Here is a 23,192-nt window from a genome sequence, read left to right as displayed (position 1 = left end):
TACAATCCACGTCAGAATCCAATATTTACCAATATGAAAACGATGAAAATATTTTTGGATCATGATGCGGTTTCTAAGTTGACAAATACTTATTGATAGATAAAGGACTACAATCCTACCTAGTGTAAATGACCTATTTTCACCGTAAAACAAGCTTCATGCTACGTGTTCCCATTAAACGTTAATTGATCTGGGCTGTACTCGTCCTATTCATACCAATTGCTCGTGACTCAAGTTTTCTCAAAAGAGCCCTTCCATATCCCGCCATATATCTCCAATTCCCAATATTCACTGTTTAGAATATCAGGAATTTGATGATTTTGACAATTTATCTGCTCACCGCTTCCCTATAATAATCCAAAAATTTTCTTGCGCCGTACTCGTTCTGGTGCATCCATGTATATCGGCTCACCAATTAGCAATGCCTCACTATTTTCCATCAACTCGTAAACCTTTGCATCCCCAAATTCCCTATTAATTATATCGAATGCCTCACGCATATAAAATCCACGTTTTTCGACATGATGTGCGTCAGAGGCGATGAAGTGTGTCAAATTTGCCTCCATTAGCTGGTTGGTGAACTTTTGAATTTTGCCGCCAACTTTACCGACGATGCTCGCTGCAGTTACCTGTGTTAAAGCACCATTTTTAACCAACCGATATAGCTTGTCCGGATTCTCGCGGATGGCCCGATTTCGCTCCGGATGGACAATGATCGGCTTGTACCCGGCAATCTGTATGTCAAACATCAGTTGACTCGTATAACGCGGTACATCATTGGTTGGCAGTTCGATAAACACGTATCCGCTTGTGACATTAAGCGGAAGAATGTCCCCGCTTTGCAGCCCATCCACGATATCACCATTAATCCTAGTTTCTTGCCCCGGAACGACTTTCACCGGAATACCCTCCGTCTGTAATTTTCCGTTCAGAGATTCTACAATTCCCAAAATATCTCCCCCAGGGTTATGATAGGTCCCATTCAAGTGATGGGGGGTCGCAATGATTTGCCGGATCCCTTGGCTCGCTGCTGCACGTGCCATTGCCATGCTTTCGGCTAATGTACCAGCACCGTCATCAATCCCAGGCAATATATGACAATGTATATCGATCATGTTTCACCCTCCATTATATGTAGAAAGCTTTTAGCAAGCGTCCTCCACGTAAAAAGCATAGACCATTTCTACATCTAATCGTCCTCATTCATGAACCTCTATTCTTTAATCATACCAGCTTAAGAAAATTTACGGAAAACATAAAGGTCACGAAAAAGTCACTTTGTAAGTAAAAAGTCATAGCCTATTGTATTTAAATTCATGCAGACACAGGAAAAGCATCGCCAACGTCGACGATGCCATGAAATCGGCTTCCTTTTACTTTCAGAGTGGTTTGAGAAGTAGTTGAAGGTTATATCGTATAGCAAAAACTCCCCTTACTGGATGAAGAGGAGTTATCGCCTATTTTTCCCCATAATAATAGTAATAATTGTCTTCCTTCTTGCTGCGATCATTTAAAATAGTACCAAGCATTTTGGCGGGAGCTGGTTTTAATAATTCGATCGCCTTGGCTGCAGCTTCATATTCCGTTTGCTTGCTGCGTACGACCAGGATTGCCCCATCGCAAATGTTGGCCAAAATTTTCGCATCCGCCACTGCGAGGATTGGCGGGGTATCGAATATGATCAGATCATACGCACTTTTGGCCCGATACACCAGTTGTTCCATTCGTTTTGACGACAAGAGTTCAGAAGGATTCGGTGGGATTGGTCCACAAGTGATCACATCCAAATCAGGCACATCTGTTATGGAAATGGCGTCCTCCATCGTGGTATCCCCGACCAGGATATTGCTGAGTCCTTTAATATTATCGACGCGAAACGTATAATGCATGTTCGGCTTACGTAAATCGGCATCAATCAGCAACACTTTCTTCCCCTGCTGTGCATAAACAACCGCCAAATTTGCTGTAGTCATTGTTTTGCCTTCTCCAGGTTCAGACGAGGTAATCAACATTGATTGCAGCTCCTCATCAATCGCAGAAAACTGCAAATTGGTGCGAATCGTCCGGTATTGTTCCGAAATGGGGGAACGCGGGCTGAGTTGGGCGATTAACTGCTTGGTTTTACTCTGTTTAGATTGATTCTTTTTGCGCATTCATCCCACTCCTTACCCGCCGTTGTGCCTGTCTTGAATGATCGATTTTAATGTCGCTGTCTTCCATGTGTGACACGACACCAAGCACAGGTATGTCTAACCGCTTTTCGATATCGTTTTCCGACTTAATTGTATTGTCTAGATACTCCAGCAAAAACGCCAATCCGACGCCAACCATTGCACCAAGTACAATAGCAATAGCAATATTCAATAATGGTCTCGGGCTAACCGGTGACGGATCTGCTTTCGTTTGTGCTTCCGAGAGAATTTTTACGTTATCCACATTCATTAAATCCGGAATCTGCTTTTGGAATACTTGCACCGTCGTATTTGCCATCTCGGTAGCCATTTGCGGATCCGCATCCGTAGCCGTGACGGTTACTACCTGCGAATCTTCCGCACTGGATACCTCCAATTTATCCTGCAACTGCTGCGTGCTGAGTGACAAATTCAGCTCGTCGATGACCTCATCTAAAATCGCCGGACTCTTAATAATGACATTATACGTATTAATCAGTTCCACATTTGTCCGGATATTATTTTCATCATATGGTGTCTTCGCATCTTTATCGCTCTGGTTAACGATAAACTGGGAACTAGATTCATAGGTCGGTGTCAACACAAAATAACTGACCCCGGCACTAATCAGGGCTGCTGCCACAACCAGCGCTACAATCAGCAGCAACCGCTTCTTGATCACTGCAAAAATTTCCCCAAGGGAGATCGTTTCTTCCATTTTTGTACCTCCAATAACATGTCTCGTCAAGCGTCGCCAAGTTACCGAGCAGGTCAGATCATGTGAACGACGCACTGCTGATGAATGGGCTTGTTTGCCGATTTTTATAAGAATTATACTTCATGTCTATTGAAAAATTGATAATTCCATTCGACATTATACCACAAACCTGTCTAGTGATGTGAGACTTTTTTGAAATGGTCTGTTACCGAACTATTCGAACTTACTGTCATATTACAATAATATTACAAATCTATTGGAAATCTATCAAACTTTTACCTTAATTGATATAATCGTGACATAGTTAGTAAAATTTTCATGTGAGAGGGGTAGAGAATTGACGAATAAGAAATTAATTATGTCAGTATCTGCGAGTGCAGCCATCGCTTCGGCATTTTTTGTCGCCGATGAAGCAGACGCAGCTTCCTATAAAGTAAAAAGTGGTGACACGCTATGGGCCATCGCACAAAAATACAATACAACGGTTGGTCAATTGAAATCGGCAAACAGCCTGACCAGTGACGTTATCTATCCAAAGCAGGTACTGGAAACTGGGAATAAAAAACAACCATCCAACTCTAATTCTACTAATAAATCTGGTTCTACATATACTGTAAAATCGGGTGACACCTTATCGGGGATCGCCGCCAAACATAACATATCCGTTTCTGAATTAATGAACTGGAACAACTTGAAATCGACATTAATTTTTCCTGGAGATGTATTGGCTGTCACGAAAAATGGAAGTTCTTCCAGCGGTTCGAATGCATCTGGCGGCTCAAGTTCTTCGGGATCAAGCTCGAATGGTGGTAGTGTTGGCTCAGCAAAAGTGCACACCGTTCGTTCCGGTGACACGTTATCGGGCATCGGTAGCAAGTACGGCGTTAGCGTTGCCAATTTGAAAAAATGGAACAACCTGAAATCTGATCTGATTATTGTTGGGCAAAAGTTGAACATTAGCAAGAGCTCATCATCAGCAGGTTCCGATTCCAACTCGGGCTCTGGTTCATCCGGCTCAAGCGATTCTTCCAGCGGTGCCAGCTATGATGCAAGCAAAGTGGCTAGCATTGCCAAAAGTCAAAGTGGGGTCCCGTATGTATGGGGCGGCTCTAGTCCAAGCGGGTTCGACTGTAGCGGATTTATCTATTACGCCTACAATCAAGCAGGCAAATCGATCAACCGTACATCAGCTGAAGGCTATTACAACCGTTCGGCCTATGTCAACAAACCAGCTGTAGGCGATCTCGTCTTTTTCGAGAACACCTATAAGAGCGGCATCTCCCATGTCGGCATCTACTTGGGCGGCAACCAATTCATCAGCGCCGAATCAGATGGCGTGAAGATTAACAGCCTGAGCAACCCGTATTGGAGCAAGCACTTTGAAGGATATAAGCGGTTTTATTAATACATCGAGTTAACTGCTCCCTTTGGTATGCCTTATTGAATGATAGTATAACCGGCTTTTGATTCATTTGGTTTGATTAATGAAAGTACCGGTTATTGGAGAAGATGGTAGGAATCCGGCTTTTGGTCGGATTCCTTTTTTATGTTGGGTTGGTGCGTGGGCTGGGGCGGGGCGGGACACTCGATCAACTTTTTCGCCCTTTCGATCAACTTTTCACCGTTTCCGATCGACTTTCTCGCTCCTTCGATCAACTTTTCCTCGTTCCCGATCAACTTTCTCGCTCAATCGATCAACTTTTCTTCATTCCCGATCAACTTTCACATTCGATCGATCAAATTTTCCATAAGACACTTCCAATGAGAAGTCCATACCAAGTGTAACACCTGGCACGGTCAACATTCAGGGAATCCGTGCCAAGGCATTTCCGGGTGGAGGAACGTACCTAAAATTTCCTCCAGTTTAATTAATTCGCCAACATCATTTCAGTGCTATTAAACTCCCCGAAATATGCTATAATATGAAATATATACTAACAATTTAATAGGAAAAGGAGAATTCTATGTTACTTCGAAAACGCCCCAAGCCACTGCCACTACGGAAACTGGAAGTGCTTATTCCACGAACACCCTCTTATTTCAGTTGTTTACCAGATATGCAACAGGATCTGGCAAAACGAATGACAGGATATATCGGTGAAAAAAGAGTTGATTATCACCTAAGATCGCTCGCCAAGAAATATACCATTCTGCATGATGTCCACCTCAAACTCCCATATGGAAACTCTATCCAGATCGACTCATTTATTCTTACTCCATATGCCATCTTTATCATTGAAATTAAAAATTATAAAGGAACGATCACCTTTGACACGCTTCTCAAGCAACTTATCCGTGATGACGGTGAAAAGGAGACAGGCTTTAAATACCCAATTACACAAGCGGAGAATCATCAGCTGCACCTCGAAAATTGGCTGCACGATCATCATTTTGCAAATGTACCCATTCGTTATTTCATAGCTATCGCCGATCCAGGTACGATTATAAAAGTAGAAGGAGACAAGCAGGGAATCGCCAAAGTCGTCACACATGCAGAACATCTCCCACAGCGAATACTCGAAATAGATGCAGCATATGCACAGAGCAATAGTGCCAACTTGCCGGTTAAAAAGATAAGTGATGCTATTTTGAGTGAATGTGAGGAATTTGATATAGATATCTTGGGGAAATATGGTATGACGAAGGAAATGATTTTGCCTGGGGTGGGTTGTCCGGAGTGTGGAGTTTTGGCAATGGAAAGACAGTATGCGAACTGGAAATGTAGACGATGTGGGAAGTTAAGCAAAAATGCACATACACGGGCGCTAGATGTTTATTTCCTATTGATTAGTGATAAAGTAACGAACCGTGAATATATGTGGTTCCTAAAAATTAATTCGCGTCATCTAGCCTCAAGAATTTTGAAATCATATAACTTGACTTATTTCCAAAAGGGCAAATACTGGACGAAAAAACGCTGATGTCCCGCACAAGTTAAATAACGGATACGATTCACTCATAAACCGGTGTTTAATTAACCAAAGGCCGGTTATAAGACAAGTTAACCTAATCTTAATAAGAATTACTTGGACCGGTGTGGAAGGTTGATCGAAAACGAGGGAAAGTTGAGCGAACTAGCGGGAAAGTTAATCACAAACGAGGGAAAGTTGAGCAAACATGCATGAAAGTTGATCGGAAACGAGGGAAAGTTGGTCGAACATGCGTGAAAGTTGATCAAGGTGAATGAAAAAGTGATCGTTATCGGAATATGAGATGTTCGGTAGCTTGACCGGTTTATACGTTATCGGCGCATGCATCACTGTTTATATCTCCATCGGACACCGCAGCTTTATCTCAATCGACTTGTTGCTTACTCTAAATCACCCAAAAAGGCGAACCACTACCAGATCCGCCTTTCCGATGATTTTTGTGAACAGAACTGCCAGCATTACACGATACTTGTCTTCTGGGCATTTGTGTCATTTACATCCAAATCATTGACGAGATTGAGCGGGACATTCGTGATTGTAAAATCGCCGTTTTCTTCTCCTAACCCATAGTTTTGCTTAATGGTTAAAAATGTATCTACACGCGGGGAAGGTGCCAAGTTCATTGATGAATTCCTATCCATTGCATTCACCTTGATCGCCAAGACATTTACGGCTACAGGTCCAAAAAACACCATTTGTTATCCCTCCATCTTTTTGGGTAAGGCATGAAAGGTTGATGGCGAATCCACTTGATCCCGGTCATCAATAAAACTTTGCGGACTTACAAAGTCACTTCCATCCCCAAAGTTTTGCCCAAACCCTTGTGTTTTCTTATCCGAGTTATTCCAATCAGCTAGCACGTTTTGACCTACATTGACGGCAGACGCATTTTCAAAGGAGTTGATTTTTAACACAAAAATATTGATATTGACTGATGCACCTTTCATCTATTGCTGCCCCCTCCCTTAAGTGAATATATTACACCGCCTGCTTGCTTATGAGAAAAAAGGAAATTTTCATATTCATTGTGTGATCAAGGTAATGAACGTTCCATTGGCTTAATACATATATATAACACCGCTATTACTATTTTAACGTGGAAGTTGAATCAATCGAAAAACCGGGAAAACTTTTTCCTTCATGTTTTTAGACCTTTAATCCGAATGAACATTTACGGTGCTCTTCATCATTTGATTCGGCTAAGTCCTCCTTTTAGAACGTAGATGTACAACTAATTTTAGTTCCTGTCCAGGTGTAATGACATTTGTCAGGAGGTAGAGATAATGGACATGGAAAAACTCAGACAATGGATGGAGATGGCGCAAAAATACCAAAACGGTAACTTTTGGGATGCTATCTTTGATCAATATCCTGGTATGGACCAGCAAAACACAAATGGAGACCAACAAAATATGGGGGCAACGGGGCAAAATGATGATGTATATACAGAAGAATCACCGAAGCATCATACCTCGGCCGAATTCCCCCTGGCTGATATTTTTGTTACGGACACGCAAATAATGATTATTATTGAACTACCCGGGTTGAAGAAAGAGGATATTCAATTGTCCCTTTCCGGAAATAAATTGCTTGTCAAAGGAGAAAGTAAGATGCCTATTGTGTCGGGATCACCCTTCCTAAAAGAACGGAAATATGGTGAATTTGAAAGACAGATTGAGCTGCCGGAGCCCACTGAAAGCAAAGACATGCAAGCCAAATTTGACAATGGTCTCCTGCTGGTTACATATATTAGAAAATATAACCAGCATGAACCAATTTCCATCCAATAAGAGAGAGCTTATTTTTTTATATTTTCCGCGTCTGTGAAATCAGAATCCTCTACGGTAGAAGCAGGCATAATTTGGGTGACTTCATCCGCATTTTGTTCACCAAATCCTTCATTTCGATGATTGACTACATGATTTCCACGTGCAATCGTTTTGCCAATGGAAATGGTGGAATTTTTATCGATTGTATTTATTTTTACATGATGCAACCCAATAGTCGTCTTTGCTTTCATCTGCAGGATCTCCTTTCGTCATTTTTTGGACAATATTTTTTGAAAAGGTGTGAGATAAGATGCCTATAAAAGATTTATTCAACAGGGATGAAAATAATGATGATGAAATAGAGATGCTGGCCAAAAGGGTAATGGCACTTGAATCGAAAACGAATACGTTGGATGTACATATGCGACAATTTGCAAAGTTTGAGAACGAATTGCGATCAGAAGCCTATACCTCCAAATATAGCAATAATAAATCAAAGGAGACGCGGAAATCAGCGGAGAAAAATGCTTTAACACGTGAAACACTTTCCGCCATGGAGAATCATATTTATTCACAAGTGTCCGATTATGTCAAACAGACCACAAGTCCCATTCAAAAGAAAATGAACAGCTTAGAAGAAAGGTTGTCTGTTATGGAAAATAATGTTCTGAAAATGAGCGATTTGATCGAGAAAAACCTGCAGCAGACAATGCAATTAAAAAGTGAGATGGAACGCATAAAAGCGGGATTAAGCCCAAGGGAAGAAAAACCGGTTGTCATTCGGGAACTGAAAGTAGATAGAATTATGCTGGATAAATACGAGCAGAACAATAATTTTGGTAACTTGGGAATCAAAAATATTAGTGGGCAACTGAATATAGGGGCAACTTACGGAAAAAGCGCCCTCCCATCAGGAATTACTGATGAGCTGATAGATGATTGGAAAAACCCTGAAGAAGAAGCTGAACAACAAGAAATGATGGACGAGAGTGATTCTGGGAGCGAATCTGATAATGGGGCAGTAAATAAATCAGATAATGGGGTGGATAATGAGTCAGGTGATGAATCCAAGGGTGAGTCAGTAAATCAGCCGGATAATGGGGCGGATAATGGGTCACGTGATGAATCCTATCTTGATTACCACGGTCGAGGCCACAGCGGCTATTTTGCAGGCAAGCAACAACCAGATGACGATACAGATGGTTTCACAAATATACCGATTGAATGATAAGAATTAGATGTGTGCCTGGCACCCGAATATTTCATTGAAAGGGTGCTGTCATTTCCTGGTTTTTATCGCATTCGATCGATTTGCGCCTTGCTCGATCGATTTTCTCTTGCACTCGATCGATTTCACACCGCGCTCGATCGATTTTTCGCCTTGCTTGAACTGTTCCAATGGCAGGAAGCTTTCTCAGTCAATTGTTTGCGTACCTGGCATCCGGACAGTTCAGCGTATTCCGGGGTTGATGGCGTGCCTTCACCCGGTCTTCCTGCGATACATTTCAACCCCTTCTGTATTAATATGTCTAATTAAGCTTTTGTTCGTAATCCCTTCATAATGAACCACGTCAAAGAAATATGGAAGCGGGTACTCTTCATTTAACAGGAAATGTAGTTCGGATACCGTTTTTCTCGTGACTTCTTCCCCTACTATCGCAATATCCACGTCTGAGCCTTTTTTATAATTTCCCATCGCTCGACTTCCAAAAATCAATGCGTTCAATTGCATCAAAAAGACCTATCGCATTTTTTATTAACGTCTGATCTCGAGATTGCAAGCCAAACATTATTCTCTTTCCTCCTGAAGTTTTTCATACAATATCTTCAACTGCGGCAAAAATACGTTTGCAATTTCATCGACAAATTCCTTTGCCATCTGTTCATCATATGTATGAGTCATTAAATTACGTTTGGATAAAGCATCCATCCAGACATGTCCGTCATCAATTAAGTCAATTTGATATGCCTGTTTAATCGCTTCTCTTGGACTCTTTACTACATACCCTTGTGCTTCCAGGTAGTCTTTTAGAACTTTCCACGATAGTTCAAATGTCATTTCAAAAAACTGAATGACCCCAGCCCACTCTAATTCCGTTTCAACGGATTGTGTAGCATATTTATTCAACAGTTTGAACGATCGTTCGAAGTTTTCAAACCGCTGTCGCCACCGTACCTCTTTTGACGGTTCCATATAAACACTCCTCTCAGGCAACATTATATTTTATATTGGAACAAAGGTACAAGCCATTGTTTGCATTCAACCATCCAAAACTGTTCGCCTACTTGCATGGAAAAATAGGCATCCCGTCCTTCAGCTTGCGGGTCCGTTATTGACAAAAATGGAATATCAAAACCTCTTGTCAATATTATTATGATTATTTATATAATTACAACATAATATGAGGAAAATTGTTTGTGTGCCTGGCACCCGAATAATTTCACGTAACCCTTTTCACTCTAACACACACGCCCTAACATGATATAATAACACCGTACGGGACGCCTCACAGTTCCCCCGTAGAAGGAGTTATCATACCATGGGAAATAACAAACAAGTCGGTCTTAAGCCATTTTTCTCGCTTATTTTATCAACAAACATTCCAAAAGTTGCGTTAACAATCGGCTTAATCGCAAGCATCCTCACAACAATCGCCGGTCTGGTCGTTCCATTACTGACCAAACAATTAGTCGACGGCTTTTCCGCTTCCTCGCTAAGCATCCCACTTATTACGGCGATTGCTTGTGCCTTTATTATCCAGGCTGTCGTCAATGGATTGTCCACGTATCTGTTAACTGCAGTCGGCCAAAAAATCGTAGCCAATCTTCGGGAAAATATGTGGGTAAAACTCATCCGCCTGCCCATTAGTTATTTTGACAAAACTTCAAGCGGCGAAACAGTCAGCCGCGTGGTAAACGACACGAATATCGTCAAAGACTTAATTTCGGAGCATTTTCCACAATTTGTTACAGGTATCATCTCGATCATAGGAGCAGTCGCTATCCTCCTAATAATGGATTGGAAAATGACACTTATTATGCTCCTTGCTGTTCCGATTACAGTGGCAGCAATGGTCCCGCTTGGCAAAAAGATGGTCAAGATTTCGCGTGGACTTCAGGATGAAACAGCTGTCTTTACTGGTAACGTCCAGCAGACACTTGGCGAAGCACGCTTAATGAAAGCCTCGAATGCAGAACAAAACGAAGAAGCAAAAGGACTGGCAGGAATCAAGAAATTGCTCGGATTTGGCTTACAGGAGGCTCGTATTTTTGCACTGGTCGCACCACTTATGTCCCTCATCGTCATGGTCGTAATGGTGACGATCATTGGTTACGGTGGTATGCGTGTGGCAAGTGGAACGATGACAACTGGATCCCTCGTTGCCTTTTTACTTTACCTTTTCCAAATCATTATGCCAATTACCGCTTTTGCCATGTTTTTTACCCAATTACAAAAAGCAAAAGGCGCCACGGAAAGGATTATCGATATCTTGGAGCTGCCACTGGAAATTGGTCAAACCGGTATGGAAATGGATATTGCAAACCTGCCAATCCATGTTGAGAACGTATCATTCGCCTATCAAGCGGATGAACCCGTGCTTAGACAAGTATCTTTTACCGCTAACCCCGGCGACAAGATTGCTTTTGCCGGTCCGAGCGGCGGCGGAAAAACAACCATGTTCGGACTACTTGAGCGTTTTTACGAACCGGCAACAGGTGTCATCCGCATTGGAAACACCGATATTCAAGATTTGTCCCTGAAATCTTGGCGGAGTCAAATCCGCTATGTCCCCCAAGATAGCGCCATGATGGCCGGGACGATACGCGAAAATTTGTGTTACGGTCTGGAAAATGAAGAACAAATACCTGATGAACTATTATGGCGTGTTGCCGAAATGGCGTACGCTGCCCAATTCATCAAAACTTTTCCAAAGGGATTATATACAGAGGTTGGGGAACGCGGCGTGAAGCTATCTGGTGGTCAGCGCCAACGCATCGCCATCGCTCGGGCATTCCTGCGCGATCCGAAAATCCTAATGATGGACGAGGCAACCGCCAGCTTGGACAGTCAATCGGAAAAAGCTGTCCAACAAGCTTTAACACAATTAATGAAAGGACGAACGACATTTGTTATTGCCCACCGACTTTCAACAATCGTCGATGCAGATAAAATTATTTTCATTGAAAAAGGCCAAGTAACAGGCAGTGGGACACACCAGGAATTAATCAAGTCACACGCATTGTACCGTGAATTTTCCGAACAACAACTTGTGTAGAAAATGAACAAGCACCTGAGCGATGCATATTAGTTCGGGGGCCTGGCATATTTGTTTAGGCTAAGTCGTACGTAAGGGCAAAAGCAATTTAAAGGGTATCAGTGGTTTTGTTGATGTGGTTTTGTAACCGGCTTTTGGTTAATGAAGTGCCGGTTATTGGGGGAGGAGGTTAGAATTCGGCGGGCGGGATTTCTTTTTTGATGGGGTGCGGATGCGTTGGGGCAGGCGTTGGCGCGTTCTCTACCGACTTCCGTGCATTCTCTCCCACCCTAGCATACTTCTCCCCCAGCTTACCACCACTCCCAATACACAACCATCATCACCACATCCCGCTATTTCCGCTGAACCGACCACAACATCACAAACGAAATAATGACAATCGCCAGCAACCACATCCAGGCCATTTGCATATTTCCCGAATCAATCGCAATGTAAATGGCTGTCGGGATCGTTTGCGTCTCCCCGGGAATATTGCCGGCAAACATCAATGTCGCCCCAAATTCACCTAATGCCCGTGCCACACTTAGGATACTTCCGGAAATGAGCGCCTTTGATGCTAACGGGATGGAAATCAGGAAAAACAGCTTCCATTCCTTTGCACCGTCCACTCTAGCCGCTTCCTCAATCCCCTGGTCAATGCCTTGAAAACCCGACTTTGCTGATTGGTACATGAGCGGGAAGGCCACCACAACGGAGGCAATCACGGCAGCCACCCAGGTGAAAATAACCGGTTGCTGGAAAACCCATTCAATCATTCGTCCCACAACACTTTGCCTACCGAAAATAACAATTAGGAAAAACCCGACAACAGTGGGCGGAAGAACCAATGGCAACATCAGGATTGTTTCCAAGACAGCCTTGCCCCTGAAACGTTTGCGAGCCAAAATTCGACCAACAATCGTGCCGGTTAAAATTACGATAATCCCAGCAATCACCGCAACTTTTATGGATAGCCAAATCGGGCTCAGAAATTCATTCGTTGTCAGTTCATTCCACAGTGAATCCATATTTTTCAAACACCTTTAATGCCTCATCACTTTGCAAATACTGATAAAAATCCCTTGCTTCCTCCCTGTGTTTCGTGTCTTTGACAATGCCAAGTGGATAAATGATTGGCGTGTGGGTCTTGGCATCAGCAGTGGCCGCGATTTTTACCTTGTCCGAAATCACTGCGTCAGTTTTATAAACTACCCCCGCTGCCACATTTCCCGTCTCCACATAAGACAATACCTGCCGTACATCTTTGGCATAAACTATTTTCGGTTCGACATCATTCCAAATCTCCATTTTTTTCAGGGACTCCTTTGCATACTTGCCCGCTGGTACCGATTCGGGTGTTCCAACCGCAATTTGATCAATATCCGCTTTTGTTAAATCCTTAAAGCTGCTTATGGAACTTTTTTTATTGGGGACAACCAGGACAAGCGAATTACCAAGGAGATCCACACCATCCTCTTTTTCGATCTTTCCTTCATCCACCAGCCGATCAAATTTATCCTCCGCCGCGGAGAAGAACAAATCAACCGGTGCCCCTTGCGAAATTTGCTGCTGTAAGGAACCCGAACCGGCAAAGTTGAATTTCAACGCCACTTCAGGGTGCTCTTTCTTATATGTATCCTGAATCTCCGTCATCGCATCCTTTAAGCTGGCTGCCGCGGAAATGGTTAATTCCATCTTTTCCTTAGCCTTAGCCTTCTTGCTCCCGGATGATTGATCGGTATTTTCAGTATTGGAACATGCAACAATAACCGCCAGTAAAAAAACAAACACCGCCACAAGTTTAAGCTGTTGCCACATCTTCTGGTCCCCTTAGTATAATAAGATATATTTCATTATATCTTATTATACAAGGGTTTGTGTACCGATGAGATGACAATTGTGCAACTTAAAAAAATGGCGATCGATACCATATCTCTTCCCCTCCCGATTGACTTTTGCATCTTTTCGATCAACTTTCACACTCGATCGATCAACTCCCGCTCTCACTCGATCAACTTCCGCACTCGCTCGATCAACTTCCGCGCTCGCTCGATCAACTTTCACGCTCACTCGACCAACTCCCGCACTCGACCAACTTTAAGGGAGCAGTACCCCACCCCCAAACTTTTCCCATCTATTTCAATCGCAACGTATATCCAGTCTCCTCTTCAATCTCCCTGCTAACTGCTGCAAATGCTTCCTCGCCAGGTTCATTTCCCACTTTAACGGAAACTTCCGCTTTGTCCATGTGTACGGATGGGTTGCCTTTTTGTTCCCATTCAGGTGGGATGGCTTGATTGGTGATGCGGATGATTTCATTTTGTTTCGGGGATTTGGCATACGTTACGGCCATACCGATTTCATTGCTCAACGCCTGCATCATCTCGCCATATCGCTGGGCAACTTCCGGCGATATAAAATGCAATTCCATCAACGGTTGACCGGCAGCTTGTTTCATTCCTGTTTTGAAGATGGTCACACCGTAATCTTCACCATATTGTTTGGCGACTGCAATAGCCTGATTATTTTCCAACGGTTCGATACCGACTTCAGGAGTGTACACGTCATCCGGACCACTTGCACCACCGCTAGTCCCCTTAACAGCATGCGCATCTTCGGCAAACACGAGTGTAAATCCGGTGGTTTGTTTAAATTGCTCGGCGATGTGCGCGCTATTTTCCGGTTTCGCTTCCTTGGTCACAACCGTGGCATCATGAATGTGAACCGATGGCATGGCAACATTCTTTTCCAACAGTGATGCAAGCAGTGGCTGGAATGCTTCGTGCCGGACGGAATCAGAAAATGCCACATTCCAGCCAGTTTGCTTCATCAAATCCCGGGAAATCTGTTTTTGCTCTTTATCGGAAATACTATCGGGAAAATCAAACGACAACAGCATGTGCTCATTTTCCGTTCCATTTTCCTTCACGCCACAGCGCAAGAATCGTGGGTGATCGGCAAAATAGTCGCGGATCTTGTCCATCGCATGATTGGCATTCATTTTTTTCGCCTGGATGGGCAAGTCCAAATTGCTCAGTTGAAACCGTAGCTTCTGATCCAGTTTGTACCCAACGCGTCCTTCCACATCTACATGTCGATGTGAATCTGGGATACTTTGCAGTGCCAAGGCAACGGCAAATTGCTGTGCTTCATCTTCAATCCCAAGCCGCTGGAAAATTTCCTGCAACGACAAGGTATAATCGGGCACCAGATCCCAATTCACGTTTTCCAGATATGGACGGCTAAAAGTCAATACGCGATTGGCTACATCTGCAAATTTTTCTATGGATAATCCCCACGGGCCAAGTGTTTCCATCATACGATTGGCCTCCACTTTATCCAGCTTTCCTTTTGGCGTGTCGCAGTAAAATGTCGCGATTTTCGGATGCACGTTTTGACAGAGGCCAAATTTTAATGTTTCATCTGCTTCTTTCTTATATAGTAATACATGACCAATATAACTGCGGAGCCGCTCCTGTTCATGATTGCGTTTGTATTTTTTGCCAACAACGCCCTTTCCTTCTTTCCGTTTATCAAAAGGATACGTTTCTCCATTTTCCGTTAACAGTGGATGAAAACGGGGATGAATTTTATCGCCCAACGCAACCCGCGCATCATCATCTCCGTGCACTAAAAGGGTATACGTTGGATTCAGCGTTTCAATAAATCGGGTCATCTCACTCGCATCCGCATGTGCGGACAAGCCAAATTTATCCACTTGGCAATTCACCTGATAAGATTCGCCATCAATATCCAGCGTATCTTCCTCACCCGCAGCAAGTGCCAGCAATTTTTTACCCGGGCTTTCCTCGTCTTGATAACCGGTCAGATAAACTGCATTCTTTTTATCCGTGACCAAATGTTTCGCGTACCAAGCACTCGCCCCGCCGGTTAGCATTCCCGATGACGCAACAATACAGGCAGGTTGACCGTTTATTACGTTTTTCCGTTCTTTCGGGTCAACCGGTATGCACCTGCCCTCGGTTAAAAACGCATCCCCATTTGTCCGCACCCGATGCGCAACCGGGCCTTTCAGGTAATGCGGGTAATTGCGATAAATTCGGCTGACCGGTGTGACCAGGCCATCCACATAAATTGGAAATGTCGGAATCAGCCCTTTTTCCATGTAATCTTGTAAAACCAACAGAACCTCCTGCGCCCGGCCAAGTGCAAACGCCGGAATCAAAGCAAATCCGCCATCCTCAATCGTTTGCGCCACATGTTGTGCCAGCCGCTTTTCCTCCATATTCCGATCCGCGTGCAAACGATTACCATAAGTCGATTCCATCACCACCACATCAGGCTGGATATTTTCCGCCACCTTGGCACCTGGGATTGTCCGCCCACCACTAAACGATAAATCCCCGGTCACCAGTAGACGCTCACCGTTATTCTCCAGCAAAAACATCACCGCACCCATAATATGTCCGGCACGATAAGCAGTTACCGTCGTCTGACCTATTTTCAGCACACCATTTGCCGGCAAAACAAGCACTTGTTTCAGCATTTGCTGCATCTGCTCTTCTGTATATGGCATCAGTGTCTGATTCAACCAGCTTTGCTCTGTCAAAATTTTATAGGAATCTTTCATCATCAGTTGCATCAAATCAGCAGTCGGCGGCGTCGCGTAGATCGGAACATCCGGATATAACGCATGAACGACCGGCAACGCACCAATGTGATCCGCATGTGCATGGGTGACCAGAATCACATCCGGCTTACCGAGCTCGTCTGTCATTCCCAGCATCGGCAGCTGATCCTCCCCATGCATCCGCATCCCGGCATCAATCAAAATATTTGTCTCGCCCAATTGAATATGTAAACAGGAAGCACCTATTTCGCTTCCTCCACCAAGAACCGTTACTTTCATGTAGGCAAACACCCTTTCCTTCAAATCGATAGGTCTATTATAACATGGGATAGAGGGTCTCTGTCGTCCCCATTTTTATGCGCGACTGATCTTCTTCAACTAATTTCTTTCCCTTTCTGCCGTGACAAATGGTACACGTGCCAGGCACCCAAACCATTCAGAATTGTCCGGGTGCCTGGCACTGAATTACATGCGTACAATAACCGCGCCTCCTCCAGATGGTGTTGAAACCATTTGGCTTTGTTCTGGCTGATGCTGTAGTTGCTGTAATATCGCATTGTTTTGCTGAATTAGTTGTACAAGCAGCTGTTGGATATGCTCTAACTGTGCTTGCATATCGCCTCCAGATTTTATATATGGTGTATACATCATCGGATTATAGGAATAACCCTCCGTATTTTTTCCATTGTGTTGCTCTGACGTTTTTTCAGGCCCTTTGTTGGTGTTGGGTGGTGCAGGGAAGCTCCCGGGATATTGCTGGTTAGACGGATTAGCAACCTGGGGGCCTGACGGATATGGATTGTACGGATATGGACTTCGAAAGCCAGGTGGAGGCATTACACTACTTTTTGCTTCATTCTCTTGATTCCTTGCATTTGGTCGGAGTGGATAATAGTTATACATCATTTCCCCCCTTCGTCACAATATAATTTTATTCAATTTGCTAAAAAACGGGTGCTTTTATCCAATAATTGATGAAGTGGCCCATTTGCTTACAAGGCTGAAGGAAGTCTCGACATAGAAATGATTTAACACCAAAAGGTTTAACTTATTCCATTTATGTTAAATATATATTGTAAACATTGGAGTTGGAAAGGAGTTGCATGGATGAAACGCAGGATTTCCCTTTTATTTCTATTAACTATTGCGGTTGTTTTAACTGCATGTGGTGGAAACGCAAATAATGACAACGCAGAAAATCGGGACAACACGGTTAAAAAAGATGCCGACGCCCAACAAGTAAACAAGGACGAGAATACCCAAAAGGTTAACGTTAACCTAAATAACGGTGATGGTGAGTCGGTTGGGACGGCAACATTAAATCAGGTTTCGGATGGGGTTGAAATCATGATTGAAGGAAAAAACCTCCCAAAAGGTACCCACGCTTTTCATATCCATGAAAAAGGGCAATGTGAGGCGCCAGACTTCGAATCAGCAGGAGGCCATTACAATCCGGATGATACCAATCATGGGTTTGATGACCCGGATGGACCACACGCTGGCGACATGCCAAATATTGTGGTAGGGAATGATGGCACGGTGAAACAGTCATTTCTGGTTGAAAACGTATCATTGGAAAAAGGCGAGAATAACTCTTTACTACCCGATGAAAGAACATCCCTCGTCATTCATGAAGGTGCTGATGACGGAAAATCACAGCCTGCTGGAGACGCAGGTGACCGACTGGCATGCGGTTCTATAAGCGAGTCATCGGGAACAGCGATGCATCAATAACCTTCTCGTTCAGCCTAACGTCTATTGTTTAACATGTACCCCAAGGTGATCACGTCTTGGGGTATTGTTTTATCTTAGAACAGGCTTTTGAAAAACATGACATTCCTCTGGGATCTTCTCTAATCGGAAGTAAACTTTTATTAGTAAATATTCTGTTCTAAGGTTCTAACAAGTATTTACTGGGACCAAATCACTGTATAATCCTCTAATAAAACTTGTTTTGGTTTATTTTGGATAGATACTTCTATCAAATTCCCTTTCTTTATATAATTATCAACTTTGACCGGTACATTTAAAATCTCAATAACTTCAACTGCACATGCATAAAACTCTTGATAATCTTCTTCTATCTCTAGCCCATTATCCGTTTCATAACAGGTATCCACTTTCCCCTTGATTTCTAAACCACTTTTCCACTTAATTATGACATAATATCTGTCTTTTAAACTAGTAAGTAGAACCTTATGAAGTGAATCGGTTTCCATAATATTTGCGTCCTCCTTTTTTACCAACTAATAGGATTAGAAGGTACAATATGTGCACCATTTTTTGAATAATGTATAATTCCCTTAGTAGTTTCATAATACTCCCCAGTTATAGGATCGACATATTTACCTATTACTTGTCCAAAGTCCACCCTTTCCTTATTTGCTCCTAGCCATTGCCCAGTTCCTGCTTTTTCATCCAATAATTTTTGCGCATCGCCGTTAAAAATACTCTTTCCCTTTTTATAATTTGAATGCCCTTGTATATGTTTTCCTTGCTTACCCGGGTGCACTTTAGCCTCAAAACCATTTATTACCCCAAAGACTTGGCCATCAGTTTTCTTTTTATTGAAGTCATTTCTATCTTGCTTCCGCACAAACCAATACTGCCCACCAGCACTATCCTGCACAGCCCCAACTTCTGGAACGCTCTTTTTCAACGAGTTTATCAAATTATTAACTGTCGGAATCTAGAATGGTTCCATCAAATTTCCTCTTACTATCGGGGTTGAAGCCCTAGATACGGATTTCGTTGATGATTTCTCTCCGTGTTTAACTGAACCCACTTTATTTTCTGTCTTTGCAGCTTTGCCAGCGGATTTTACTGTATTTGAACCACCTGACTTAACAGGGGTCCTTGCAATGCCCAGTAACCTGTCAATCCCAAGAATGTCCGTGATATCATGCCAATGTTGCGACTCCCCCACACTTATGGAATTACTTTTTATGTATAAACCCATATCCTGAATTAAAACGTTGGACCAAAAGGCTATACACCTTCCGTCCAACGTTTTGTTATTTTATTTGTTTTTAACTTCCAACATCTCTATGCATGCATAAATTCACTAAAATTACTGGCATTATTTTTTATAGTACATTACATGTTACCAGGATTGATTTAGTAAACCTATTGCATAAATCTTGTATATACTGTCTTCTCACAAGCAAATTCAGCATTCATCTGGAATACTGTCGATTTTGTAGTAAACACCTGTGGGAATACCGGTTGATCAAAAAGATGAAAAACAATCTGTTACCTTATCTCCAGATGGATCTTGATTTCACTCACAATATATTCCTTATCGCTTCTTCCAGCATTTGTTCATATGTTGTATAAACCTCAATGAGGTCCCCGCTAGGTTTATCCAATTCACAAAAACGCTTGTGTTTCAAATCGTAGCAGAGCCAAGAAATATCACTATCCCCAAAAAAAACATAGTTTTCTAGTTCCTCGTTTTCCCACCAAATGGTATTGGCATTAATAAAACCATTGTTTTCATCATTAATATCGGAATTATAAATAATCAAGCCATTATAATCAAAGCCATTCATTACTTTTAAAAATTCTTCATATTCATTAAAGAAGTTCTCTCCCTCGAAACGATTTAACACCCATTTCCTAACCTTTTTTAAACTAGTTTCATCAGCAGGCTGTGGAGGTTTTTCTCCAAATGACTTCATTTCACTTTTTAACTGATTAATCAATTCTTTTATCATTCTATCACATCATTTCAAACGGCTTAACCTTTTCTCCGGTTCCAGCCGATCTTCCGGGATACGGGTCAACAAACAAGTGCCTCATTTCCTCATCTTCTTCAAACTCCCGGACAATCCGGCCATTATTTAAGGTCATATATTTTCCTTGGAGCTCTTCTTTGTAATCGGAAATTTCCTCGGCATTTACAACCTTGTCTTGTAACGTGACGTATTGACACGCATTCATCAAGAAATGGAGCTACCGCCTATATCAAGCAGCGTTTGCATGGAGCGCAGACTATAATCCATGGTGCGCATCTCAAATTTTTTCTGCGCATATTTCACCACAGCACCTGGTATCGGTATGTTCAAAAACCGCGTCAAAAATCCCTTAACACCATAAGTCATTAGATTATCACGGGAAAAGGCATTACTCGCCCTCTTACCCTTTAGGCCTTTAAGCAATTCATCATACGCATCGACACCAGACAGCTGTTTCACTGAATAACCAGCAATGCTTAGATCACCGCTAACCTGCTTTTCATTGATCTTCTGCAGATATTGTTTCATCACCTGAATATCATGTTCCACATGTTCCAACTTGGCTGTTTGGTCGGCATCGTATGCATGTAGCTTTTCTACCGTTTCGTAAATTTGGCTTCTTCCTTGGGTCAACGTGAACAGGAATTCCTCATCATCGACAGTCGGAAGCGATACAATATCTCGAATAGATTTAATCGCTGCGTTGGTTTCATCCGTCAAAGCAGTTGTCATCTGCTCCGCCTTTTTCAACCCATCGACCAAATCACCTTCTAGAAACTCCTGGTGAATATAACCATTTTCATCAGGCTCCATCGCCAGCAGTTCACTTTCCATACCTTTTAACACATCCTGATAATCAGCAATAAACCCCTCCAAAAACAGCAAAAAGGGCAGATGCAATTCCTTATAAAACGAACGAATCGCCTGCGCACCCTTCCCACGAAACGAATCATCCAGTGTCACAACCGCCATCACCCGCTTCTTTAGGTCCTGAACCTGTTCACCTAAACCATGTAAGCGCTTCCCTGTTTTTCTAATTCCTTTCAATAACTGATAAACATCTAAAACCTTAATAAACCAACACCCCCAAATGGGACACAGGGACGGTTCCTTTGTCCCAGTAACCCATAGTTGCAATTCTCTATTTGATATATTTTCGCAACTACTTCTCACAAATATTTCATGAATTCTATCTATATTATATGGGAAATCTCTACCAATTTTAAAGAGGGAAAAGTACTGTTTTTTTAATTTTTGAGGATGAAATGATAGTTCGAAGGGTAATAAAATCACCGTATATATAGCAAAAATCGTCGTTAAATGTTTTACCACCCTTGCGTATACCCTTTGTTACTGAAATCGTGGATTGTACCTAAGATAAGGTTATCGCCAGCATCACAACTTTTATTGGCGACTCACACCTTGGGGCAGATTTTCCTGTTAATCAAAAACTACATGTCTCTCTTGCACACTGGTTGTTATGCTGGCGGTGCAATGATTGACGCGCGGGCTGGGGGGATGCCGCTCACCCGGATACGAGCAAATGGCTTGCGTTAAAATTCAGGACAAGATAAGCTTCAACTGTAATAAATATGCAGCACTTATTTAACAGGTACATAAACAATCAACTAAATAGTCATACAATAATAGGAATAAGGTTCCATATCGGTGCCTTATTTCATGTTATGAATGGTTATGAGAAAGGAGACAATCCTATTGAAACTTGTCGGAGTATCAGGAGCATTAGCCGGTGATAAGACATCCCTGGCTGTAAACGATGTGTTGGTTGCGGCCAAATTGATTGACTCATCTATACAGACGGAGTTGATTGACTTACGGGACTATGAAGTGGAATTTTCTGTGGGCGCCCCATTATCGGATTATAACGATGATACCTGGAATGTTGTGAATAAGATGCTGTCCGCCGATTTTTTGGTATTTGGCACACCCATTTATCAGGCATCCATTTCAGGAGCATTAAAAAACTTGTTAGACCTTTTTCCTGAAAATGCCTTTAAATATAAAGTAACCGGTATTGTCGCAACTGGTTGGTCCAATAAACATTTCTTGGTGCCGGAATATCAATTAAAGCCGGTCCTTTCTTATTTTAAAGGATTGATTCCAACAGGCAACGTCTTTATCCAAAATGATTCCTTTAATGAAGAAAGCGATGAAATTATTGATCGTAACGTTTCAGAAAGGATTAAAAAACTTGCCAATGAAATGATTTATTTGCAGCGAGGGATTAATAATAGATAGTCCCTTGTTTTTTTGTGATGGAAAAGGCTAACCGCGCGATTGATGCTCCCCTTAATTGGCTTCCAGATCCATTCGGTCAACTTTGGTCTTCCCCAATTAACTTTCAAATGAGTAATAAAAAAAGACGAACATTTGCCCCCTTTGATCTGAAGAAAAATTTTTCCGAAGTCTTATTTGTGAAGTAATCTTGTAGTTATCTTATTTCATACCCATGGTTGTCTTGATACGATGAATGTCGACTTTGTTTGCCCAGGTGTCATCCCGCACAAGTTCCAATTTTGCGGCATGGTCATCCAACGCCTCTTTCAAAGAACCAAATTCCTTTGCATTTGCAATTTTCATACCGTCAATTTCCGCTTTTAAATACGCTTGCCCGGACTGTAAAGCACGCAAAATCTGTCCATGTTCTTTTAGTGTTTCCCCTTGCATTTTCAGTGTTTGGTCAAACCCATCCATTCGCTCATCCGTACGATCAAATCGTTTATCCATGCCATCGAGCCTTTCTGCAATAGACTCCAACATTCCAATGATTTTGTCTTCTTTTTCCAACCGGTTCACCTTCTTTTATTCTTTTACTTAGTGTAACATATTTCCGATCCGCCAGGGGGAAATTTCATAGGTTGTAAAGACACACTACTATTTCACAAAAGCATCTATTTCCACATGCAAAAAGAGATGTTTAAAATGTCAATATACCGGGATATATTGACAAAGTCGCTGATAAACCCCGTAATTTTAGCAATCTACCTATGCACTATTTC

General features: G+C 42.5%; 26 protein-coding genes. 7 read left to right on the top strand and 19 right to left on the bottom strand.

Going from position 1 to position 23,192, the window contains the following annotated elements; translation table 11 throughout:
• Window positions 1-347: 347 nt before the first annotated feature.
• The 3 genes from ABRT01_RS08860 to ABRT01_RS08850 form a co-directional block, all read right to left on the bottom strand.
• On the bottom strand, window positions 348-1,115 hold the full coding sequence (locus ABRT01_RS08860) for a tyrosine-protein phosphatase (RefSeq protein WP_367746844.1): 768 nt from the start codon (window positions 1,113-1,115) through the stop codon (window positions 348-350).
• Between the two features lie 342 nt (window positions 1,116-1,457).
• Window positions 1,458-2,153, bottom strand: a complete 696-nt coding sequence (locus ABRT01_RS08855; protein WP_367746843.1) for a CpsD/CapB family tyrosine-protein kinase — start codon at window positions 2,151-2,153, stop codon at window positions 1,458-1,460.
• Window positions 2,131-2,889: a YveK family protein gene (locus ABRT01_RS08850; protein WP_367746842.1), complete on the bottom strand. Its 759-nt coding sequence runs from the start codon at window positions 2,887-2,889 to the stop codon at window positions 2,131-2,133. Before ABRT01_RS08850 ends, ABRT01_RS08855 begins: the two co-directional genes overlap by 23 nt.
• Before the next feature lie 337 nt (window positions 2,890-3,226).
• On the opposite strand from ABRT01_RS08850, the gene ABRT01_RS08845 reads away from it, so the two are divergent.
• Together ABRT01_RS08845 and ABRT01_RS08840 are read left to right on the top strand one after the other, a co-directional pair.
• Window positions 3,227-4,294, top strand: coding sequence for a C40 family peptidase (locus ABRT01_RS08845; protein ID WP_367746841.1), 1,068 nt, complete (start codon window positions 3,227-3,229; stop codon window positions 4,292-4,294).
• 559 nt (window positions 4,295-4,853) lie between these two features.
• The gene (locus ABRT01_RS08840; RefSeq protein WP_367746840.1) at window positions 4,854-5,810 is read left to right on the top strand and encodes a nuclease-related domain-containing protein; all 957 of its coding nucleotides are present in this window, start codon (window positions 4,854-4,856) and stop codon (window positions 5,808-5,810) included.
• 467 nt (window positions 5,811-6,277) lie between these two features.
• On the opposite strand, the gene ABRT01_RS08835 is transcribed toward ABRT01_RS08840, so the two are convergent.
• Both ABRT01_RS08835 and ABRT01_RS08830 read right to left on the bottom strand, forming a co-directional pair.
• The gene (locus ABRT01_RS08835; RefSeq protein ID WP_269410376.1) at window positions 6,278-6,514 is read right to left on the bottom strand and encodes a hypothetical protein; all 237 of its coding nucleotides are present in this window, start codon (window positions 6,512-6,514) and stop codon (window positions 6,278-6,280) included.
• A 3-nt stretch (window positions 6,515-6,517) separates the two neighbouring features.
• Window positions 6,518-6,766, bottom strand: coding sequence for a hypothetical protein (locus tag ABRT01_RS08830; protein ID WP_269410377.1), 249 nt, complete (start codon window positions 6,764-6,766; stop codon window positions 6,518-6,520).
• Window positions 6,767-7,102: 336 nt separating this feature from the next.
• On the opposite strand from ABRT01_RS08830, the gene ABRT01_RS08825 reads away from it, so the two are divergent.
• Window positions 7,103-7,609 carry an Hsp20/alpha crystallin family protein gene (locus ABRT01_RS08825; protein ID WP_269410378.1) on the top strand — a complete coding sequence of 169 codons (507 nt, stop codon included), beginning with the start codon at window positions 7,103-7,105 and terminating at the stop codon, window positions 7,607-7,609.
• An 8-nt stretch (window positions 7,610-7,617) separates the two neighbouring features.
• Here the strand turns inward: ABRT01_RS08825 and ABRT01_RS08820 are convergent, their stop codons facing one another.
• A complete protein-coding gene (locus ABRT01_RS08820; RefSeq protein ID WP_269410379.1) occupies window positions 7,618-7,839 on the bottom strand; it encodes a hypothetical protein in 222 nt (73 codons plus the stop codon).
• Between the two features lie 59 nt (window positions 7,840-7,898).
• Between ABRT01_RS08820 and ABRT01_RS08815 the strand changes: the two genes are divergently transcribed.
• The gene (locus tag ABRT01_RS08815) at window positions 7,899-8,816 is read left to right on the top strand and encodes a hypothetical protein (protein WP_269410380.1); all 918 of its coding nucleotides are present in this window, start codon (window positions 7,899-7,901) and stop codon (window positions 8,814-8,816) included.
• A gap of 252 nt (window positions 8,817-9,068) precedes the next feature.
• Here the strand turns inward: ABRT01_RS08815 and ABRT01_RS08810 are convergent, their stop codons facing one another.
• Together ABRT01_RS08810 and ABRT01_RS08805 are read right to left on the bottom strand one after the other, a co-directional pair.
• The gene (locus tag ABRT01_RS08810) at window positions 9,069-9,284 is read right to left on the bottom strand and encodes a nucleotidyltransferase domain-containing protein (RefSeq protein WP_269410381.1); all 216 of its coding nucleotides are present in this window, start codon (window positions 9,282-9,284) and stop codon (window positions 9,069-9,071) included.
• Window positions 9,285-9,377: 93 nt separating this feature from the next.
• Entirely contained in the window at window positions 9,378-9,782 is a 405-nt protein-coding gene (locus ABRT01_RS08805; protein ID WP_269410382.1) for a nucleotidyltransferase substrate binding protein, read from the bottom strand.
• Window positions 9,783-10,128: 346 nt separating this feature from the next.
• Here ABRT01_RS08805 and ABRT01_RS08800 point away from each other — a divergent pair, with 346 nt between their 5' ends.
• The gene (locus ABRT01_RS08800) at window positions 10,129-11,865 is read left to right on the top strand and encodes an ABC transporter ATP-binding protein (protein WP_367746839.1); all 1,737 of its coding nucleotides are present in this window, start codon (window positions 10,129-10,131) and stop codon (window positions 11,863-11,865) included.
• Between the two features lie 332 nt (window positions 11,866-12,197).
• Here ABRT01_RS08800 and modB read toward each other — a convergent pair whose 3' ends face one another.
• From modB to ABRT01_RS08775, 5 genes are all read right to left on the bottom strand, one after another.
• Window positions 12,198-12,872 (bottom strand): molybdate ABC transporter permease subunit, encoded by a 675-nt coding sequence (modB, locus tag ABRT01_RS08795; protein ID WP_367746838.1) that lies wholly within the window; start codon window positions 12,870-12,872, stop codon window positions 12,198-12,200.
• Entirely contained in the window at window positions 12,853-13,662 is an 810-nt protein-coding gene (gene modA / locus ABRT01_RS08790) for a molybdate ABC transporter substrate-binding protein (RefSeq protein ID WP_367746837.1), read from the bottom strand. The genes modB and modA overlap by 20 nt, the downstream gene beginning before the upstream one ends.
• Before the next feature lie 45 nt (window positions 13,663-13,707).
• Window positions 13,708-13,914, bottom strand: coding sequence for a hypothetical protein (locus tag ABRT01_RS08785; RefSeq protein WP_367746836.1), 207 nt, complete (start codon window positions 13,912-13,914; stop codon window positions 13,708-13,710).
• A 64-nt stretch (window positions 13,915-13,978) separates the two neighbouring features.
• Complete coding sequence (locus ABRT01_RS08780; RefSeq protein WP_367746835.1) at window positions 13,979-16,714, bottom strand: MBL fold metallo-hydrolase; 2,736 nt, start codon at window positions 16,712-16,714, stop codon at window positions 13,979-13,981.
• Window positions 16,715-16,900: 186 nt separating this feature from the next.
• Entirely contained in the window at window positions 16,901-17,338 is a 438-nt protein-coding gene (locus ABRT01_RS08775; RefSeq protein WP_367746834.1) for a hypothetical protein, read from the bottom strand.
• A 204-nt stretch (window positions 17,339-17,542) separates the two neighbouring features.
• Between ABRT01_RS08775 and ABRT01_RS08770 the strand changes: the two genes are divergently transcribed.
• On the top strand, window positions 17,543-18,169 hold the full coding sequence (locus tag ABRT01_RS08770) for a superoxide dismutase family protein (RefSeq protein WP_367746833.1): 627 nt from the start codon (window positions 17,543-17,545) through the stop codon (window positions 18,167-18,169).
• Between the two features lie 176 nt (window positions 18,170-18,345).
• On the opposite strand, the gene ABRT01_RS08765 is transcribed toward ABRT01_RS08770, so the two are convergent.
• The 5 genes from ABRT01_RS08765 to ABRT01_RS08745 all read right to left on the bottom strand — a co-directional run bounded on the left by ABRT01_RS08765 (window position 18,346) and on the right by ABRT01_RS08745 (window position 21,345).
• Window positions 18,346-18,654, bottom strand: coding sequence for a hypothetical protein (locus ABRT01_RS08765; protein WP_367746832.1), 309 nt, complete (start codon window positions 18,652-18,654; stop codon window positions 18,346-18,348).
• A gap of 20 nt (window positions 18,655-18,674) precedes the next feature.
• Window positions 18,675-19,094 (bottom strand): polymorphic toxin type 50 domain-containing protein, encoded by a 420-nt coding sequence (locus ABRT01_RS08760; protein WP_483308153.1) that lies wholly within the window; start codon window positions 19,092-19,094, stop codon window positions 18,675-18,677.
• Between the two features lie 625 nt (window positions 19,095-19,719).
• Window positions 19,720-20,151: a YrhA family protein gene (locus tag ABRT01_RS08755; RefSeq protein ID WP_367746831.1), complete on the bottom strand. Its 432-nt coding sequence runs from the start codon at window positions 20,149-20,151 to the stop codon at window positions 19,720-19,722.
• A 4-nt stretch (window positions 20,152-20,155) separates the two neighbouring features.
• Window positions 20,156-20,380 carry a hypothetical protein gene (locus tag ABRT01_RS08750; protein ID WP_367746830.1) on the bottom strand — a complete coding sequence of 75 codons (225 nt, stop codon included), beginning with the start codon at window positions 20,378-20,380 and terminating at the stop codon, window positions 20,156-20,158.
• Window positions 20,377-21,345, bottom strand: a complete 969-nt coding sequence (locus ABRT01_RS08745; protein WP_367746829.1) for a ribonuclease YeeF family protein — start codon at window positions 21,343-21,345, stop codon at window positions 20,377-20,379. The genes ABRT01_RS08750 and ABRT01_RS08745 overlap by 4 nt, the downstream gene beginning before the upstream one ends.
• Window positions 21,346-21,888: 543 nt before the next feature.
• On the opposite strand from ABRT01_RS08745, the gene ABRT01_RS08740 reads away from it, so the two are divergent.
• Window positions 21,889-22,431 carry an NADPH-dependent FMN reductase gene (locus ABRT01_RS08740; RefSeq protein WP_367746828.1) on the top strand — a complete coding sequence of 181 codons (543 nt, stop codon included), beginning with the start codon at window positions 21,889-21,891 and terminating at the stop codon, window positions 22,429-22,431.
• Window positions 22,432-22,629: 198 nt separating this feature from the next.
• Here ABRT01_RS08740 and ABRT01_RS08735 read toward each other — a convergent pair whose 3' ends face one another.
• On the bottom strand, window positions 22,630-22,980 hold the full coding sequence (locus ABRT01_RS08735) for a hypothetical protein (protein WP_269410393.1): 351 nt from the start codon (window positions 22,978-22,980) through the stop codon (window positions 22,630-22,632).
• Between the last annotated feature and the right edge of the window lie 212 nt (window positions 22,981-23,192).

Origin of the sequence: Lentibacillus sp. L22, assembly GCF_040812445.1 — a bacterium.
Lineage (GTDB): Bacteria > Bacillota > Bacilli > Bacillales > Amphibacillaceae > Lentibacillus_C > Lentibacillus_C daqui.
Note: the sequence above shows the minus strand (reverse complement) of the source record. Positions and strands in the feature narration are given on the sequence as shown.